The organism is Streptomyces sp. NPDC012474, from assembly GCF_042955185.1.
GTDB classification, from domain to species: Bacteria; Actinomycetota; Actinomycetes; order Streptomycetales; family Streptomycetaceae; genus Streptomyces; species Streptomyces cahuitamycinicus.
On sequence record NZ_JBIBEP010000001.1, the window covers coordinates 977,447 to 995,822 of the forward strand.

At 70.1% G+C, this 18,376-nt stretch carries 12 protein-coding genes; 8 read left to right on the forward strand and 4 right to left on the reverse strand.

From position 1 onward, the window contains the following. Nucleotides 1-75 precede the first annotated feature (75 nt). Entirely contained in the window at nt 76-1,110 is a 1,035-nt protein-coding gene (locus ACFY9S_RS04350; protein WP_391122669.1) for a substrate-binding domain-containing protein, read from the reverse strand. A gap of 388 nt (nt 1,111-1,498) precedes the next feature. On the opposite strand from ACFY9S_RS04350, the gene ACFY9S_RS04355 reads away from it, so the two are divergent. The 7 genes from ACFY9S_RS04355 to ACFY9S_RS04385 all read left to right on the forward strand — a co-directional run bounded on the left by ACFY9S_RS04355 (nt 1,499) and on the right by ACFY9S_RS04385 (nt 14,358). Beyond that, complete coding sequence (locus ACFY9S_RS04355) at nt 1,499-2,767, forward strand: extracellular solute-binding protein (protein ID WP_391122672.1); 1,269 nt, start codon at nt 1,499-1,501, stop codon at nt 2,765-2,767. Nucleotides 2,768-2,893: 126 nt separating this feature from the next. Continuing rightward, nucleotides 2,894-3,898, forward strand: coding sequence for an ABC transporter permease subunit (locus ACFY9S_RS04360; RefSeq protein WP_391122675.1), 1,005 nt, complete (start codon nt 2,894-2,896; stop codon nt 3,896-3,898). 15 nt (nt 3,899-3,913) lie between these two features. Next, nucleotides 3,914-4,822, forward strand: a complete 909-nt coding sequence (locus ACFY9S_RS04365) for an ABC transporter permease subunit (protein ID WP_391122678.1) — start codon at nt 3,914-3,916, stop codon at nt 4,820-4,822. 164 nt (nt 4,823-4,986) lie between these two features. Further along, nucleotides 4,987-6,747, forward strand: coding sequence for an alpha-amylase family glycosyl hydrolase (locus ACFY9S_RS04370; protein ID WP_391122681.1), 1,761 nt, complete (start codon nt 4,987-4,989; stop codon nt 6,745-6,747). A gap of 118 nt (nt 6,748-6,865) precedes the next feature. Next, nucleotides 6,866-8,239: an alpha-amylase family glycosyl hydrolase gene (locus ACFY9S_RS04375; protein WP_391122684.1), complete on the forward strand. Its 1,374-nt coding sequence runs from the start codon at nt 6,866-6,868 to the stop codon at nt 8,237-8,239. A 215-nt stretch (nt 8,240-8,454) separates the two neighbouring features. Further along, nucleotides 8,455-13,851: a pullulanase-type alpha-1,6-glucosidase gene (gene pulA / locus ACFY9S_RS04380; protein WP_391122687.1), complete on the forward strand. Its 5,397-nt coding sequence runs from the start codon at nt 8,455-8,457 to the stop codon at nt 13,849-13,851. Nucleotides 13,852-14,001: 150 nt separating this feature from the next. Then, nucleotides 14,002-14,358 (forward strand): 5-carboxymethyl-2-hydroxymuconate Delta-isomerase, encoded by a 357-nt coding sequence (locus tag ACFY9S_RS04385; protein WP_391122690.1) that lies wholly within the window; start codon nt 14,002-14,004, stop codon nt 14,356-14,358. A 6-nt stretch (nt 14,359-14,364) separates the two neighbouring features. On the opposite strand, the gene ACFY9S_RS04390 is transcribed toward ACFY9S_RS04385, so the two are convergent. From ACFY9S_RS04390 to ACFY9S_RS04400, 3 genes are all read right to left on the reverse strand, one after another. Then, nucleotides 14,365-15,054 carry a TetR family transcriptional regulator gene (locus ACFY9S_RS04390; protein ID WP_391122693.1) on the reverse strand — a complete coding sequence of 230 codons (690 nt, stop codon included), beginning with the start codon at nt 15,052-15,054 and terminating at the stop codon, nt 14,365-14,367. 94 nt (nt 15,055-15,148) lie between these two features. Continuing rightward, a complete protein-coding gene (locus ACFY9S_RS04395; RefSeq protein ID WP_391122696.1) occupies nt 15,149-17,110 on the reverse strand; it encodes a hypothetical protein in 1,962 nt (653 codons plus the stop codon). A 48-nt stretch (nt 17,111-17,158) separates the two neighbouring features. Then, nucleotides 17,159-17,686: a tetratricopeptide repeat protein gene (locus ACFY9S_RS04400; RefSeq protein WP_391122699.1), complete on the reverse strand. Its 528-nt coding sequence runs from the start codon at nt 17,684-17,686 to the stop codon at nt 17,159-17,161. A gap of 161 nt (nt 17,687-17,847) precedes the next feature. On the opposite strand from ACFY9S_RS04400, the gene ACFY9S_RS04405 reads away from it, so the two are divergent. Further along, complete coding sequence (locus ACFY9S_RS04405) at nt 17,848-18,306, forward strand: hypothetical protein (RefSeq protein WP_391122702.1); 459 nt, start codon at nt 17,848-17,850, stop codon at nt 18,304-18,306. Nucleotides 18,307-18,376 lie beyond the last annotated feature (70 nt).

Genomic DNA, 18,376 nt, shown 5'->3' on the forward strand with positions numbered 1-18,376 from the left:
AAAAGGACTTCCCCACCGATCATCCCGCGGCGCTGTCCGCGCCGCATGTTCAACGGCGACCCCTGGCCGGGGGCCTCAGGAGCGAGCGCGTTCCCCGGGGGCAGAAGCGGTCGAACCGCGCACCACCAGTTCGGGCATGAACACGAATTCGCTGTGCGGCGCGGGCGTCCCGCCGATCTCCTCCAGCAGCGTGCGCACGGCGGCCTGCCCCATCGCCGGGACCGGCTTGCGGACCGTGGTCAGGGGCGGGTCGGTGAAGGCGATCAGCGGGGAGTCGTCGAAGCCGACCACGGAGATGTCCTTCGGCACGTCCAGACCGAGCTGCCGGGCCGCCCGGATCGCGCCCAGGGCCATCATGTCGCTGGCGCACACCACGGCCGTGCAGTTCCGCTCGATCAACGCCGTGGCCGCCGCCTGACCACCCTCCAGGGTGTACAGGGAGTGCTGCACCAGCTCCTTCTCGACGGTCTCGGCGCCCAGGCTCAACTGGTCCTGCACCGTGCGCACGAACCCCTCGATCTTGCGCTGCACCGGCACGAACCGCTTGGGCCCGAGGGCCAGGCCGATCCGGGTGTGGCCCAGGGACACCAGGTGCGTCACCGCGAGGCTCATCGCGGCGCGGTCGTCGGGGGAGATGAACGGCGCCTGCACCTTCGGCGAGAAGCCGTCGACCAGCACGTAGGGCACGCCCTGGGCGCGCAGCCGGTCGTAGCGCTGCATGTCGGCGGTGGTGTCCGCGTGCAGTCCGGAGACGTAGATGATGCCGGCGACCCCGCGGTCCACGAGCATCTCCGTCAGCTCGTCCTCCGTCGAGCCGCCCGGTGTCTGGGTGGCCAGCACCGGTGTGTAGCCCTGCCGCGTCAGCGCCTGGCCGATGACCTGCGCCAGGGCCGGGAAGATCGGGTTCTCCAGCTCCGGGGTGATCAGCCCCACCAGCCCCTCGCTGCGCTGGCGCAGGCGCACCGGGCGTTCGTAGCCGAGTACGTCGAGGGCGGCCAGCACGGACTGGCGGGTGGTGGCGGCGACGCCCGGCTTCCCGTTGAGGACGCGGCTGACGGTCGCTTCGCTCACCCCCGCCTGCACAGCGATGTCGGCAAGCCGTGTGGTCACAGCACCGGACTGTAGCGGCCGGGGATCTCCTTGCACACCGACGGGACGCCGGGTGCGGGCCGTCGCACGGCCCGCTGCGGATTGCTTGGTCATCGCGGTCCCTCGAAGTCGTGTCGGCGTCCGCTCCGCAACGGATGATTCCCCCGGCGGAGACGGATGGCAAGTGCTTGCAGAGTCTTGCACAGCTGTCCGACTCCCCGTCGAACAGCGGTAACTCCGGGCTTCAGGGCGATCAGGGAGAGGTCACGGCGGGGTAACCATCCGCACGTCTTGCATGATTTTGCTGCAAGGTCTTTCGCAAGTCCTTCCAGCGCGGCTAATCTCACCGACGCCCGGCCGCCAACGGCGCAGTCGGCAGCACAACGGGCTTCACCCTCAAGGAGAACTCATGCGGCGTGGCATAGCGGCCACCGCGCTGGTGGCGTCCCTCGCCCTGGCGGCGACGGCCTGCGGCGGAAGCGACAGCGGCGACGAGGCCGGCGGCCCGGTCACCATCACCTGGTGGGACACCTCCAACGCGACCAACGAGGCACCGACGTACCAGGCCCTGGTCAAGGAGTTCGAGGCCGCCAACAAGGACATCAAGGTCAACTACGTCAACGTCCCCTTCGACCAGGCGCAGAACAAGTTCGACACCGCCGCCGGTTCCCAGGGCGCCCCCGACGTGCTGCGCTCCGAGGTCGGCTGGACCCCCGCCTTCGCCAAGAAGGGCTTCTTCGCGCCGCTGGACGGCACCGAGGCCCTCGCCGAGCAGGACAAGTTCCAGCCCAGCCTGATCGAGCAGGCCAAGTACGAGGGCAAGACCTACGGCGCCCCCTTCACCACGGACACCCTCGCCCTCGTCTACAACAAGGCCCTGTTCGAGAAGGCCGGCGTCGAGGCGCCCAAGACCTGGAACGACCTGAAGAAGGCCGCCGCCACCATCAAGGACAAGACCGGCGTCGACGGCTACTGGGGCTCCACCCAGGCCTACTACGCGCAGTCCTTCCTCTACGGCGAGGGCACCGACACCGTCGACGCCGAGGCCAAGAAGATCACCGTCACCTCGCCCGAGGCCAAGAAGGCCTACGGCACCTGGCAGGGTCTGTTCAAGGGCAAGGGCCTGCACAAGGCCGACACCACGGCAGACGCCTACGCCCACATCCAGGAGGCGTTCGTCAGCGGCAAGGTCGCCTCGATCGTCCAGGGTCCGTGGGAGATCACGAACTTCTACAAGGGCACGGCCTTCAAGGACAAGAACAACCTCGGCATCGCCACCGTCCCGGCCGGCTCCACCGGCAAGGCGGGCGCCCCGACCGGCGGCCACAACCTCTCCGTGTACGCGGGCTCGGACAAGGCCCACCAGGAGGCCTCGCTGAAGTTCGTGAAGTTCATGACCTCGGCGAAGGCCCAGGAGACCATCGCGCTGAAGAACTCCACGCTTCCCACGCGCGAGGACGCCTACACCGACAAGGTCAAGGCCGACCCGGGCATCGCCGGCTACCAGGGCGTGCTGTCCGCCGCCCAGCCGCGCCCGGCGCTGCCGGAGTACAGCTCCCTGTGGGGCCCCCTCGACGACGAGCTGATCGAGATCGCGGGTGGCAAGGAGTCCCTGGACAAGGGCCTCGGCGACGCCGAGACGGCCATCGCCAAGCTGGTGCCCGGCTTCTCCAAGTGACCGCCGGGCGGCCGCCGGGTCCCCCTGCCACGGGGGAGGGGATCCGGCGGCCACCGGCCCGCGCCTGCGCCTGCGACCCGGGCAGCTCCCCTCCGAACTCCTTGAACTTCCAGAAGGTGTCGAACCATGACAGTCGCCATCGACCGAGCGACCGGCAAGCGGCGCGGTGAGCGGGAACCACGGCCCGGACCGGTGCAGCGGCTGAGGAACGGCCTCCACAAGCACTGGTACGCGTACGCGATGATCGCCCCGGTGGCGATCGTCCTCGGCGTCCTCGTGCTGTACCCGCTGGGCTACGGCCTGTACCTGACCCTCACCGACGCCACCAGCCTGAACACCGCCCGCACGATCGGCGTCAACGAGATCGACGCCACCTACAAGTTCATCGGCCTGGACAACTACGCCGACATCCTGTGGGGCTCTACGGCGTACGACCGCTTCTGGTCGCACGTCCTGTGGACGGTCTTCTGGACGGCGGCCTGTGTCGCCCTGCACTACGGCATCGGTCTCGGTCTCGCCCTGCTGCTCAACCAGAAGCTGCGCGGCCGCACCCTCTACCGGATGATCCTGGTGCTGCCCTGGGCGGTGCCGACCTTCGTCACCGTGTTCGGCTGGCGGTTCATGCTCGCCGACGGCGGCATCATCAACTCGGGTCTGGAATTCCTGCACCTGCCGACGCCGTCGTGGCTGGAGGACACCTTCTGGCAGCGATTCTCAGCGATCATGGTCAACACCTGGTGCGGTGTGCCGTTCATGATGGTCTCGCTCCTCGGCGGCCTGCAGTCGATCGACGCGAGCCTGTACGAGGCCTCCGAGATGGACGGCGCCAACGCCTGGCAGCGCTTCCGCTACGTCACCCTGCCCGGCCTCCGGTCCGTCAGCACCACGGTCGTCCTGCTCGGCGTCATCTGGACGTTCAACCAGTTCGCCATCATCTTCCTGCTGTTCGGCAACACCGCCCCGGACGCCCAGATCCTCGTCACCTGGGCCTACCAGCTGGGCTTCGGGCAGCAGCCGCGCGACTACGCCCAGTCCGCCGCCTACGGAATCCTGCTCCTGTCCATCCTGATCGTCTTCACGTCCTTCTACCGCCGCTGGCTGAACCGCAACGACCAGCAGCTCGCGATCTGAGGCAGGAGTCCGAAAATGAGCAAGACCACCGTCGAGACCCCCGCCCCTGCGGGCGAGCGACGCCCCTCGGGCGCCTCCGGCAGGACGCGCCGACGCGGCGAGCAGAGCCGCGCGGCCGCCGTGGCCTCGCACGCCGTGCTGATCGGTGCGAGCCTGACCGCGCTCTTCCCGATCGCCTGGCTGGTCTTCCTGTCCCTCGGCCCGGACAAGGACGACTACCTCCACCCCGGACGCATCTGGGGCAAGGTCTCCCTCGACAACTACGCGTTCGTCCTGCAGGACACCGGCTTCTTCGACTGGCTGAAGAGCACGCTGATCGTGGGGCTGGGCACGACATTCATCGGTGTCGTCGTCGCCGCGTCCACCGGCTACGCGGTCTCCCGCATGCGGTTCCCGGGCTACCGGAAGCTGATGTGGGCGCTGCTGGTCACCCAGATGTTCCCCATCGCGGTACTGATCGTGCCGATGTACCAGATTCTCTCGGATCTGCAGCTCATCGACAGCTACCTTGGTCTCATCCTTGTCAACTGCACCACGATCGTGCCGTACTGCGCCTGGCTGATGAAGGGCTATTTCGACACCATCCCGTTCGAGATCGACGAGGCCGGGCGCGTCGACGGGCTGACCCCCTTCGGCACGTTCGCGCGGCTCATCCTGCCGCTCGCCAAGCCGGGACTCGCGGTCGCGGCCTTCTACAGCTTCCTCACGGCCTTCGGTGAGGTCGCGTTCGCCTCGACGTTCCTGCTGAGCGACGACAAGTACACGTTCGCCGTCGGTCTGCAGACGTTCGTGAGCGAGCACGACGCGCAGCGCAACCTGATGGCCGCGACGGCTGTGCTGATCGCGATACCGGCCGCCGCGTTCTTCTACCTCGTGCAGAAGAACCTGGTGACGGGCCTCACCGCCGGTGGCACGAAGGGGTGACCTTCGTCGAGCGATCGGCTGCGGCCCCGTCGTGGCCGGTCGCGCCCGCGCGGCGGAGCCGCGTATCCATCGAGCCCCGCGCCCCTGCGGGGGCGCGTGGGGGCGGCCGCGGTGCCCATCCGACCCCGCTGTGCCGCGGCCGCCCGAACCCCTCCACGCTTCCCATGACCGACATCCTGTTACGCATCAAGGACGACATGAGCCAGCACTCAGCTGCACCTGCCCCCACCCCCACGTCCGCCACGGCCGTCGCCAAGCGCCGCGACTGGTGGCGGGACGCGGTGATCTACCAGGTGTACCCGCGCAGCTTCGCCGACAGCAACGGCGACGGCATGGGCGACCTGGAGGGTGTCCGCACCCGGCTGCCGTACCTGCGCGACCTCGGCGTGGACGCCGTGTGGCTCAGCCCCTTCTACGCCTCGCCACAGGCCGACGCCGGCTACGACGTCGCCGACTACCGTGCCGTCGACCCCATGTTCGGCAACCTCCTGGACGCCGACGCGCTGATCCGCGACGCCCACCGGCTGGGCCTGCGCATCATCGTCGACCTGGTGCCCAACCACTCCTCCGACCAGCACGAGTGGTTCAAGCGGGCCGTCGCCGAGGGCCCGGGTTCCTCGCTGCGGGACCGCTACCACTTCCGCCCCGGAAAGGGCGCGAACGGCGAACTGCCGCCCAACGACTGGGAGTCGATCTTCGGCGGCCCGGCCTGGACCCGGGTCACCGAGCCGGACGGCAGGCCCGGTGAGTGGTACCTGCACCTCTTCGCCCCCGAGCAACCCGACTTCAACTGGGAGCACCCGGCGGTCGGTGACGAGTTCCGCTCCATCCTGCGCTTCTGGCTGGACATCGGCGTCGACGGCTTCCGTATCGACGTCGCCCATGGACTGGTGAAGGCTGAGGGGCTGCCCGACCTTGGATCCCACGACCAGGTGAAACTGCTGGGCAACGATGTCATGCCTTTCTTCGATCAGGAGGGCGTGCACGAGATCTACCGCCAGTGGCGGCTGATCCTCGACGAGTACTCCCCCAAGCACTCCGTGCAGGGGGTACCCCCAGAGAGGATCTTCGTCGCCGAGGCCTGGACGCCGACCATCGAGCGCACCGCCCACTACGTCCGCCCCGACGAGCTGCACCAGGCCTTCAACTTCCAGTACCTCAGCACCCACTGGGACGCCGAGGAGATGCGCGAGGTCATCGACCGCACCCTGGAGGCCATGCGCCCGGTCGGCGCCCCGGCCACCTGGGTGCTGTCCAACCACGACGTCACCCGGCACGCCACCCGGTTCGCCAACCCGCCCGGCCTCGGCACCCAGATCCGCCTGGCCGGCGACCGCGCACTGGGGCTGCGCAGGGCCCGGGCCGCGAGCCTGCTGATGCTGGCGCTGCCCGGCTCGGCCTACGTCTACCAGGGCGAGGAACTCGGCCTGCCCGACGTCGTCGACCTGCCGGACGAGGTGCGCCAGGACCCGGCGTACTTCCGGGGCGCGGGCCAGGACGGGTTCCGCGACGGCTGCCGGGTGCCGATCCCGTGGACCCGGACGGGATCCTCCTACGGTTTCGGTGACGGTGGCAGCTGGCTGCCGCAGCCGGAGGGCTGGGGCGAGCTGAGCGTCGAGGCGCAGACCGGCGAGGCCGGTTCGACCCTGGAGCTGTACCGGACCGCGCTGCGCGTGCGCCGCGAGCAGCCCGACCTCGGCGCCGGCACCTCCGTGGAGTGGCTGCGGGCGCCCGAGGGCGTGCTGGCCTTCCGGCGCGGGGAGTTCGTGTGCGTCGCGAACACCACCGGCGAGTCGGTGGCGATGCCGGCGTACGGCCGGGTGCTGGTGGCGAGCGGGGAGATCGTCGAGGTCGACGACGAGGCGAAGGTGCCCGCCGACACCACGGTGTGGTGGACCACCGCCACCGCGGGGGCCCGCGCCTGATTTTCCTTTGAATTTCGTACGGCCCGCTGCCCTTTCGGGTGGCGGCCTCTACTATCTGCGTCACCGCAAGGTTTCTGAACCTTGCTGCAAGAACCTTCAACGAAGAAGGAAACCCCACATGGCACGCAGATTCCTCGCCACCGCCGTCGCGCTCGCCGCGGCTGCGGTTGTCATGAACCCGACTGGTGCGCAGGCCTCCCCACCTGGCACCAAGGACGTCACCGCCGTCCTCTTCGAGTGGAACTTCGCCTCGGTCGCCCGCGAGTGCACCACCACCCTCGGGCCCGCCGGATACGGCTACGTCCAGGTCTCCCCGCCCGCCGAGCACATACAGGGCCCGCAGTGGTGGACCTCGTACCAGCCGGTCAGTTACAGGATCGCCGGCCGGCTCGGCGACCGCGCGGCCTTCCAGAACATGGTGAACACCTGTCACGCGGCCGGTGTGAAGGTCGTCGTGGACACCGTCATCAACCACATGTCGGCGGGCGGCGGCACCGGCACCGGCGGCTCGTCGTACGGCAAGTACAGCTACCCGGGTCTCTACTCGGCGCCCGACTTCGACGACTGCACGGGCCGGATCAGCGACTACCAGGACCGCTGGAACGTCCAGCACTGCGAACTGGTGGGCCTGGCCGACCTGGACACCAGCGAGTCGTACGTCCGTGGCGCCATCGCCGGGTACCTGAATGACCTGCTCTCGCTCGGCGTCGACGGCTTCCGCATCGACGCGGCCAAGCACATGGACGCCACCGACCTGGCGAACATCAAGTCCCGGCTCGACAACCCGTCGGCGTACTGGAAGCAGGAGGTCATCCACGGCTCCGGCGAGGCCGTCCAGCCCACTGAATACACGAGTAACGGTGACGTCCAGGAGTTCCGCTACGCCTACGACCTCAAGCGGGTCTTCAACAACGAGAACCTCGCCTACCTGAAGAACTACGGCGAGGGCTGGGGCTACCTGAGCAGCGGTGTCTCCGGCGTCTTCGTCGACAACCACGACACCGAGCGCAACGGCTCGACCCTCAGCTACAAGGACAACGCCAACTACACCCTGGCCAACGTCTTCATGCTGGCCTGGCCCTACGGCGCCCCGGACATCAACTCGGGCTACGAGTTCTCCGACCACGACGCCGGCCCGCCGAACGGCGGTCAGGTCGGCGCCTGCTGGCAGGACGGCTGGAAGTGCCAGCACAAGTGGCCGGAGATCAAGTCCATGGTCGGCTTCCGCAACGCCGCCCGGGGCCAGACGGTCACCGACTGGTGGGACAACGGCGGCGACGCCATCGCGTTCGGCCGGGGCTCCAAGGGCTTCGTGGCCATCAATCACGAGCCGGGTTCGCTGAGCCGTACGTATCAGACGTCGCTGGCTGCGGGGACGTACTGCGATGTGCAGAACAACAGGACCGTGACGGTGAACCCCAGCGGGCAGTTCACGGCCACGCTGGGTTCCGACGCGGCCCTGGCGATCTATGCGGGCAAGGCCGACTGCTAGACGCGGACGCCTTTCGCGGTGCGAGCGGACGTCCGTTCGCGGTGCGAGCGGCCCCTGCGGCACGTCCCGTGCGGCGGGGGTCTCCGGTTCCGGCCGACTCCGGTGGTTGAAAGTTCTTTCCAATGCTTTCAGGACTCTTGCTGTAAGCGTTTCGGCGGCGATACGGTCGCGCGGGGTCGGACCCGAGAGAGCCGCGATGCAAGGAGTCCACGTCAGTGATACCGAGATGGCGTGCGCCCGCAAGGCGCAGAACCGCCCGTGCCGGACGGGTCGCCGCGGTCACCGCCACCGCGCTGGCCGCAGCACTCGTCCAACCCCTCGCGGCGCGGGCGGACACCCCGCCCCCGCCCCCGTCCGACGCCAAGCTGGCCGCCGAGTCCGCCCGGCACGACGCCACCCGTGAGCAGTTCTACTTCGTCCTGCCGGACCGTTTCGCCAACGGCCACACCGGCAACGACAAGGGCGGACTCACCGGTACCCGCCTCGCCACCGGCTACGACCCCACCGACAAGGGCTTCTACCAGGGCGGCGACCTCAAGGGCCTGACCAAGAAGCTCGACTACATCAAGGGCCTCGGCACCACCGCCCTCTGGATGGCCCCGATCTTCAAGAACCGGCCCGTGCAGGGGACGGGGGCCAACGCCTCGGCCGGCTACCACGGTTACTGGATAACCGACTTCACCCGGGTCGACCCGCACTTCGGCACCAACAAGGACCTGGAAACCCTCATCGACAAGGCCCACGCCAAGGGCATGAAGGTCTTCTTCGACGTCATCACCAACCACACCGCGGACGTCGTCGACTACGAGGAGAAGTCCTACGACTACCTCTCCAAAGGGGCGTTCCCGTACCTGACGAAGGACGGCAGGCCCTTCGACGACGCGGACTACGCGGACGGACGACGGGGCTTCCCGGAGGTCGACAGCGACTCCTTCCCGCGCACGCCGAAGGTCACCAGCGACAACAAGGTCCCGTCGTGGCTCGACGACCCGACGATGTACCACAACCGCGGCGACTCCACCTTCGCCGGTGAGAGCTCCGCCCACGGGGACTTCTCCGGCCTCGACGACCTGTGGACCGAGCGGCCCGAGGTCGTGCGGGGCATGGAGCGGATCTATCAGCGCTGGGTGCGGGACTTCGACATCGACGGTTTCCGGATCGACACCGTGAAGCACGTCAACATGGAGTTCTGGACCCAGTGGGCCACGGCCCTCGACGCCTACGCGGCCAAGCAGGGCCGTGACGACTTCTTCATGTTCGGCGAGGTGTACTCGGCCGACACGGACGTCACCGCCCCGTACGTCACCCAGGGACGCCTCGACGCCACGCTCGACTTCCCCTTCCAGGAGTCGGCCCGCCAGTACGCCTCGCAGGGCGCGAGCGCGCAGAAGCTCGCCGGCGTCTTCGGCGACGACTACAAGTACACGACCGGCAAGGCCAACGCCTACGAGCAGGTCACCTTCCTCGGCAACCACGACATGGGCCGGATCGGGTCCTTCCTGAAGCAGGACGACCCGAAGGCCACCGACGCCGAACTGCTCGCGAAGGCCAGGCTCGCCAACGAGCTGATGTTCCTCAGCCGCGGCAACCCCGTCGTCTACTACGGCGACGAGCAGGGCTTCACCGGGCCGGGCGGCGACAAGGACGCCCGGCAGACCATGTTCGCCTCGCGCACCGCCGACTACCTCGACGACGACCGCATCGGCACCGACCGCACCCACGCCGAGGACGCCTACGACACCAAGGCCCCGCTCTACCGGCAGATCAGCGCCCTCGCCGAGCTCCGCGAGGCCAACCCGGCGCTCACCGACGGCGTCCAGCAGCAGCGGTACGCGGCCGACGGTCCGGGCGTCTACGCCTTCTCCCGCACCGACGCGAAGAACGGCACCGAGTACGTGGTCGCCTTCAACAATGCGGCCGAGGCGAAGACGTCGACCTTTCCGACCGGCTCGGCCGGTATGACCTTCAAGGGCATTCACGGCACCGGCGCCTCGGTGAAGAGCGACGGCGACAAGAAGCTCACCGTCACCGTCCCGGCCGGCTCGGCGATCGTCCTCAAGGCGTCCGGCAGGCTCGCCAAGCCCGCCACCGAACCGGCCATCACCCTGAAGGCCCCGCCCGCGGGTGCCACGGGCACCGTCGAGGTCACCGCCGACGTGGACGGCGGACAGCTCAACCGCGTCGTCTTCGCCGCGCAGACCGGCAACGGCAGGTGGCAGACCCTCGGCTCCGCCGACCACGCCCCGTTCAAGGTCACCCACACCATCGGGAAGAACGTGGCGCCCGGCACGGCCCTGCGCTACAAGGCCGTCGTCATCGACTCGGCCGGACGCACCGCGAGCGCCCTGGCCGCCTCCACCACCGGCACCCCGCCCGCCCCGGAGCCGCCCACCGCCTCCTCCCGCGACTACGCGATCGTGCACTACAAGCGCGCCGACGGGGACTACGCCGACTGGGGCCTGTACGCCTGGGGCGACCTCGCCGAGGGTGAGGCCACCGAGTGGCCCGACAGCCACCCCTTCACCGGCCGCGACGCCTACGGCGCCTTCGCCTGGGTCAAACTCAAGCCCGGCGCCTCGAACGTCGGCTTCCTCGTCATCGACCAGGACGGCACCAAGGACGTCGCCGCCGACCGCACGATCGACGTCACCGAGACCGGCGAGATCTGGATCGAGCAGGGCAAGGACACCGTCACCACCGAGCGGCCCGCGTACCCGGCTCCCGACAAGAGCAAGGCCGTCCTGCACTACCACCGGGCCGACAGGCACTACGACGGCTGGGGACTGCACGTCTGGACCGGCGCCGCGAACCCCACCGAGTGGTCGAAGCCCCTCGAACCGGTCAAGACTGATTCCTATGGCGCAGTCTTCGAGGTACCGCTCACCGACGGAGCCACCAGCCTCAGCTACATCCTGCACAAAGGCGACGAGAAGGACCTGCCCACCGACCGGTCGCTCGACCTCATGGCGAACGGCCACGAGGTGTGGCTGGTGAGCGGGCAGGAGAAGTACCTGCTCCCGCAGCCGGCGGGCAGCGCGGCCGCCCTCGACCTGACCACCTCCAAGGCCGTCTGGATCGACCGGGACACCCTCGCCTGGAACGGCTCCGACGCCGCCGCCTCCACCCAGCTGCTCTACACCCGCGACGGCTCGATCGCGGTGAAGGACGGCGCCCTGACCGGCGACGCGAAGTGGCTGCGCCTGTCGAAGAGCGAGCTGACCGACGCCCAGAAGGCGAAGTTCCCGCATGTGAAGGCGTACGACGCCTGGACCGTCGACCCGCGCGACCGCGACCGGGTCCGTAAGGCCCTGCGCGGCCAGGTCGTCGCCACCCAGCACGCCGCGAACGGAGCGGTGCTCGCCGCGACCGGTGTCCAGATCGCCGGTGTCCTCGACGACCTGTACCCCGGCGCGACGAAGGCCGACCTGGGGCCGACGTTCTCCAAGGGCCGCCCCACCCTGTCCGTGTGGGCGCCGACCGCGCAGTCCGTCGCCCTGGAGCTCGGCACCAGGACCGTCCCGATGAAGCGCGACGCCACCACCGGCGTCTGGTCCGTCACCGGCCCGAAATCCTGGAAGGGCAAGCCCTACCGGTACGTCGTGAAGGTCTGGGCGCCCAGCGTCCGCAAGGTCGTCACCAACAAGGTCACCGACCCCTACGCCCTCGCCCTCACCGCCGACTCGAAGAGCAGCCTCGTCGTCGACCTGGGCGACAAGGCGCTCAAGCCCTCCGGCTGGTCGGCTTACACCAAGCCGAAAGCCGTACCGCTGAGGGACGCGCAGATCCAGGAGCTGCACATCCGGGACTTCTCCGTGGCGGACCGCACGGCGAAGCACCCCGGCACCTACCTTGCCTTCACCGACAAGGCCAGTGACGGCAGCAAGCACCTGCGCGAGCTGGCGAAGGCGGGCACCACGTACGTGCATCTGCTGCCCGCGTTCGACATCGCCACCATCCCGGAGAAGAAGGCCGACCAGGCGAAGCCCGACTGCGACCTGCCCTCCTTCCCCGCCGACTCCGACCGGCAGCAGGAGTGCGTCGGGAAGATCGCCGCGAAGGACGCCTACAACTGGGGCTACGACCCGTTCCACTACACGGTCCCGGAGGGCTCCTACGCCACCGACCCGGACGGCACCGCCCGCACGATCGAGTTCCGCCGGATGGTCAAGGCCCTCAACGACGAGGGGCTGCGGGTGGTCATGGACGTCGTCTACAACCACACCGCCGCGAGCGGCCAGGCGGACACCTCCGTCCTGGACCGGATCGTGCCCGGCTACTACCAGCGGCTCCTCGCCGACGGCTCGGTCGCGAACAGCACCTGCTGCGCCAACACCGCCACCGAGAACGCCATGATGGGCAAACTCGTCGTCGACTCGGTCGTCACCTGGGCGAAGGAGTACAAGGTCGACGGCTTCCGCTTCGACCTCATGGGCCACCACCCGAAGGCCAACATCCTCGCGGTCAGGAAGGCCCTCGACGCGCTGACCGTCGCGAAGGACGGCGTCGACGGCAAGAAGATCATCCTCTACGGGGAGGGCTGGAACTTCGGCGAGATCGCCGACGACGCCCGGTTCACCCAGGCCACACAGAAGAACATGGCCGGCACCGGCATCGCCACCTTCTCCGACCGCGCCCGTGACGCCGTGCGCGGCGGCGGCCCCTTCGACGAGGACCCCGGCGTCCAGGGCTTCGCGTCCGGTCTGTACACCGATCCCAACTCCTCCGAGAACAACGGAACCACGGCCGAGCAGAAGGCCCGCCTGCTGCACTACCAGGACCTGATCAAGGTCGGTCTCTCCGGAAACCTCGCCGGCTACCGCTTCACCGACACCGCGGGCGAGGAGGTCAAGGGCTCCGACGTCGACTACAACGGCGCCCCCGCCGGCTACGCCGACGCCCCCGGAGAGGCCCTCGCCTATGCCGACGCGCACGACAACGAGACCCTGTTCGACGCACTCGCCTTCAAACTGCCCGCTTCGACGAGCGCGGCCGACCGGGCCCGGATGCAGGTCCTGGCCATGGCCACGGCCACCCTCTCGCAGGGCCCGGCCCTCTCCCAGGCAGGCACCGACCTGCTGCGTTCCAAGTCCCTGGACCGCAACTCCTACGACAGCGGCGACTGGTTCAACGCCGTCCACTTCAGGTGCGAGGACGGCAACGGGTTCGGCCGCGGCCTGCCCATGGCGGCGGACAACGCCGACAAGTGGCCGTACGCCAAACCCCTGCTGACCAGGGTCGACGTGGGCTGCGAGCAGATCGAGGGCACCTCGGCCGCGTACCGCGACCTGCTGCGGATCCGCAGCACCGAGAAGGACTTCTCCCTCGGCACGGCCGCACAGGTGCAGTCCAGGCTCTCCTTCCCGCTGTCCGGCGAGGACGAGACGCCCGGCGTGATCACCATGCGGCTCGGTGACCTCGTCGTCGTCTTCAACGCCACACCGCAGCGGCAGGATCAGCGCGTGGCCGCACTCGCCGAGGCGGGGTACCGGCTGCATCCGGTCCAGGCGGCGGGGGCGGACTTGACCGTCAAGTCCTCCTCCTACGCTGCCGAAACGGGCACGTTCGCCGTCCCGGGGCGCACGGTCGCCGTCTTCACCCGGGCAGCCGGATAGCGCACCACGTCGGGTGGGGCGTGCCGTGAGCCACGGCACGCCCCACTCCCGTACACCCCGGGGGTCGCCGAGAGGGACGCCGGCGGCATGCAGCACAGCCCCGGCACCACTGTCTAAGGTGAGCCCACTGGCCCAGAAACAGGAGTACTGATGCCGCAGATCACCGTCGACTATTCCGCCGACCTCGCCGCCGACTTCGACCGGCCCGGATTCGCGAAGGCGCTGCACGAGGCGACGGTCGAGATCGCGGCCGCCAAACCGCCGGCGTGCAAGAGCCGGTTCCGCCCGACCGAGGACATCGTCGTCGGCCCCGAGGCCGAGGGGCACGCCCATGTGCACGTCCACATCGCGCTGCTCGCGGGCCGCACCGACGATGTCAAGGCCCGGCTCACCCAGGCCGCGCTGGAGCTGCTGCGGACCCACCTCAAACCCGCCGAGGGGATCGCGCTGCACGCCTCCGCCGAGGTCCGCGACCTGGACCCCTCCTACGCCAAGTTCGAGAGCTGAGCCGGCTCAGCTCGCCAGGGCGATGAGCCGGCCGACCAGCATCGCGAACGGCCCGTCGGCCGGCTCGTCCTTGACGACGCCGCGCAGCAGCGCGGCCATCTCCTCGTCGTAGGCGGCACTGACCGCGGCGAGGGCGGCGAAGTCATTGACTAGCTGGGGCTCCAGTTCCTCGCGCGGGATGCGCCGGCCGTCCAGCCAGATCAACGCCGTCGACTCGGCGAGCGAGATCCAGGAACGGACGACCAGTTCGAGGCGCGCGGGCGGATCGGTCACGCCCAGGTGCGAAAGAATCTGGACATACGCGGCCTGCCGTACGGAGTCGACGAGCGCGTTGGTCGTCGAGGAGCCGACCGCCGGACCGCCGCGCATCAGGGCGGAGAAACCCGGCCCGTGTTCGTCCACGAAGTCGAAGTAGCGGTGCATCACGCGCAGCAGCCGTGCCCCCAGCGGACCCTCGTGCGGCTCCACGAAACGGGCCGCCAGATCGTCCGAGGCCCGCTGCAACGCGGCCTCGTACAGGCTGAGTTTGCCGGGGAAGTAGTGATAGACCAACGGGCGGGAAATGCCCGCGGCCGACGCTATCTCGTCGATGGAGACCTCGTCGGGCGAGCGGCGGCTGAACAGTTCGAGGGCGACGCCGATCAACTGCTGCCGCCGCTCCTCGACTCCCATTCTGCGGCGAACCCCGATAGTCATGCGAACACCTTACCGATCGATTCCGGCCTCGAACGGGCCGGATCGATCGCGGGGGTCCCGAGGCCTCACCTCGCGGGCCCGGAAGCCTCCCGCGTCAGCGCAGTCCGCGCAGCGAACGCCCGTCCTTCAAGGTCCCCTTGAGCTGAGCCTGCGCTCCCTGCTCGGCCGGCACGGTCAGCAGACTGCTCCGCGCCACCCCGTCCACGCCGCCCGTCGCCCGGATCGACGCGGTCTCCCGGCTTCCCGCGGCCAGCAGGTACCAGCCGCCGGCCTTCGACTTCCACAGCACCCCGGCCAGCACATACGGATCACGCGCCCCGCACGCCGGGACGTTCTCGGCCTTCGCCGCCGCCGCCCCGTACGCCCCGCCCGGCGTGTGGAACTGCGCCAGCACCCGGGCCCCGCCGCCCCGCCAGGTCTCGGCCCGCGTGCACACCCACGCCGCCGAACCGCTCGCGTCGGGCAGCGGCTGCTCGTTGAACGCCCAGGCGTTGACGCTGCGCACCCCCGCCGAGCGCACCGTGCCCAGCGAGCAGGCGAACGGCTGCCAGGTGCGCAGCGCCGCGGCGCCGGACACCTCCCGCGGGGAGCCCGGCCGTCCGGTGGTGAGCCGGGCCGGGACGAGTTCGCCGAGGTCGGTCAGCAGCCGCGTCCTGGTGCCGTCGGCCAGCTGCAGGACGTTCCACGAGGTGCAGGGCCCGGACCGCAGGGCCGGGCTGGCGAGGGGCGCGGTCACACCGTCGGTGAGCGTGAGGGCCATCGCGCCGGAGCCCGGCTTCATCAGGTCCCGCTCGCCGGCCCTTTTCACCCAGGGGGCCGTCAGATAGCGGACGTTGCCGTCGGACCGGCCCAGGACCACCGCGCCCGCCTCGGCCCGGCCGGCCCCGTCGACCCGGGCGAAGTCGAGGGCGGCGCCCTGCGTGCCGTCCTTCGGCTCGGCGTAACGGGCGATGCGCAGGCCGTCGTAGAGGATCACCACGCGCGCCGCGTCGACCGTCCCCGCGTACAGCAGCTGGGGCGGTCCGGCCGGGCCGCCGGAGAGGGTGCCGGGGGTGGCCGACACCTGGACCGTCCCGCCGGGGCGGGCCCACACGGCCAGGGCGCGGCGCAGCAGGGCCTTGTCGCCGGTACTCTCGCCGCGGGCCGGCCACACGGAGAAGTCGGTGCGCGCCGAGCTGCGCCACGCGCCCGGCGGGATGCGGGTCAGCTTCGCCGGGTCCAGGGCGGCCTGCGCGGCCGGGTTGCGCGCGTACGGGGGTGCCGCGGCGCCCTCGGGGCCCCAGCCCTCACCGGGCAGGCCGAGCAGCGCCCCGCACACCAGCAGGGCGGCACCGGCGGCCAGCGCGGCCCTCAGGTGCTGGCGGCGGCGCATCAGGTCGGTGGGGCGGGCCTGGAGCGAGCAGGGGTCGAACTCGGGGGAGTCGAGCAGCCCGTACTGGGCGGGGACCCCGCCGGCCTCCAGCACGGCGCCCTCAGGGTCGGTGACGCCCGCCGCGGCGAGGACCTCGCACACCCCGTCGTCCGTGAGCCGCTCCAGACCGCGCAGTGCGTAGGCGGCCCGGGCCGGTCCCGACAGGGTGGACAGCCGCTGGTCCAGGGTGAGTTCCTCGGCACCACCGGATCGGGGGAACAGTTTCAGACCCCATACGTGCGGCAGCAGCGGCGGCAGCTGGGACCTCTTGGGCCACGCCTTCGCCGTCAGCGGCAGCCCCGCCTCCAGCGCCGTGCGCAGCACCTGGAGACGGACCAGGGCGTAGCCGGGGTCACCGTCCCGGCGGTCCCCCGAGCTCTCGGCTTCGCTCGAGCAGGGGGGACCCCCATGCTGAGCCGGGATCACCGGGGCCGGTGTGCGGGTGCGGGGGAGGGCCCGCTGGGTGAGGGCGTGTGCGGTCAGGACGCGGCGGCTGCGGCCGAGCCGGGGCGGCAGCACCAGGTAGGCCAGCCGGACGAGCCGCGGGTAGTGCTCGACGAGCGCGGCCTCGGCCTGCTCGACGTCCACGACCGGGCCGGCGGGGGAGGGGGGTGTGGGGCGCTGGGCGACATCCTGTGACTGCACGTTCAGCAGAACGAGCGAATCGGTGGATGGTCACCTGGCTGCGCGGCGTCACGCCCCCGGGTGCTCCCCGGGCTCCACCAGCAGCCGGGCGTAGTTCGCCATGGACCGCTGGTAGCGCGGCAGGTGCGGGGCCAGGGCGCCCAGGGCCAGCGCCAGGGCCTCCCGGTCGCGGCCGAGGCTCGACAGGCACAGGGCGAGACAGGCGCGTACGGCGTCGTCCAGCTCGTCGGAGGGCGCGACCAGTTCGGGCGTCAGCAGGGCGACGCCCTCCTCGGCCCGGCCGATGTTCCGCAGCGAGCTGGCCAGCTGGATCTTCGTCCGGCGGGCCTTGTAGTGGCTGACGTCGGCGAGGCCACTCCGCAGCGCCTCCTGGTAGAGCGGGACCGCCTTGTCGGAGCGGCCCGTGGAGTCCCAGGCGCAGGCCTGCTCGAACGGGGCGTGCGGACTGCCTTCGGGCAGCTCGGCGACGAGGGCGTCGACGTCGGCGCGGAAACGCGCCTCGTCCTCCTCCGTCTCGGCGTAGTCGTCGGAACGGTCCCAGAGGGCGGCCACACGGTCTTCCCAGTCCTGATCCACCGGGACACCCTCGCACAGGAGTGCACACCGGGGCAGCGGGATTTTGAGCACGGCGGGCGCCGCAGCCGTATCGAAGGCGAGAGCCTCTTGCCGGGGCTCCGTGCGGCATGCGTCCGGATCGTGCCGTGGCAGGACCGTGCCGACAAGAACCGGAGGAACAGATGAGGGTGACCCGACCGATGCTCGCGCTGAGCGGCGCGGTGGCGATACTGGCGCTGACCGGCTGCGGCGGATCCGGCGGCAAGGACGAGGCGGCCGTTCCGAAGGAGGTGAGCGGCAGCCTGGAGCACATCGCGGCCGAGGCCAAGTGCAAGCCGAACATGCAGACCGACGCGGACACCATCCGCCAGGCCCTGTGCAAGAAGGGCAAGGAGAAATACGTCCTCGCGACCTTCGCCACCGACCGCGGACAGCGCGAGTGGATCAACACGGCCAAGGACTACGGCGGTTTCTACCTGGTCGGCCGCAAGTGGGTGGCCGTCGGCCACGAGGACGTGCTGCAAGGGCTGCGCGGCACGCTGGGCGGCACCGTGGAGGTAGGACTCAACCACGCCGAGCACGCCCCCGGCGGCGGGGGCCGGGACGACAAGTCCTCGCACTCCGGTCACCAGGAGAACTGATCGGGTCGTTTCGGGGGACATGCGAAAGCCGGCGGTGGGAAATTCCCACCGCCGGCTTTTCAGCCTGCCA

What these genes read in the sequence shown, in the direction of transcription:
- ACFY9S_RS04355 (WP_391122672.1), top strand. Translation starts at nt 1,499, where the DNA reads ATGCGGCGTGGCATAGCGGCCACCGCGCTGGTGGCGTCCCTCGCCCTG.
- ACFY9S_RS04360 (WP_391122675.1), top strand. Translation starts at nt 2,894, where the DNA reads ATGACAGTCGCCATCGACCGAGCGACCGGCAAGCGGCGCGGTGAGCGG.
- ACFY9S_RS04365 (WP_391122678.1), top strand. Translation starts at nt 3,914, where the DNA reads ATGAGCAAGACCACCGTCGAGACCCCCGCCCCTGCGGGCGAGCGACGC.
- ACFY9S_RS04370 (WP_391122681.1), top strand. Translation starts at nt 4,987, where the DNA reads ATGACCGACATCCTGTTACGCATCAAGGACGACATGAGCCAGCACTCA.
- ACFY9S_RS04375 (WP_391122684.1), top strand. Translation starts at nt 6,866, where the DNA reads ATGGCACGCAGATTCCTCGCCACCGCCGTCGCGCTCGCCGCGGCTGCG.
- ACFY9S_RS04385 (WP_391122690.1), top strand. Translation starts at nt 14,002, where the DNA reads ATGCCGCAGATCACCGTCGACTATTCCGCCGACCTCGCCGCCGACTTC.
- ACFY9S_RS04390 (WP_391122693.1), bottom strand. Translation starts at nt 15,054, where the DNA reads ATGACTATCGGGGTTCGCCGCAGAATGGGAGTCGAGGAGCGGCGGCAG.
- ACFY9S_RS04405 (WP_391122702.1), top strand. Translation starts at nt 17,848, where the DNA reads ATGAGGGTGACCCGACCGATGCTCGCGCTGAGCGGCGCGGTGGCGATA.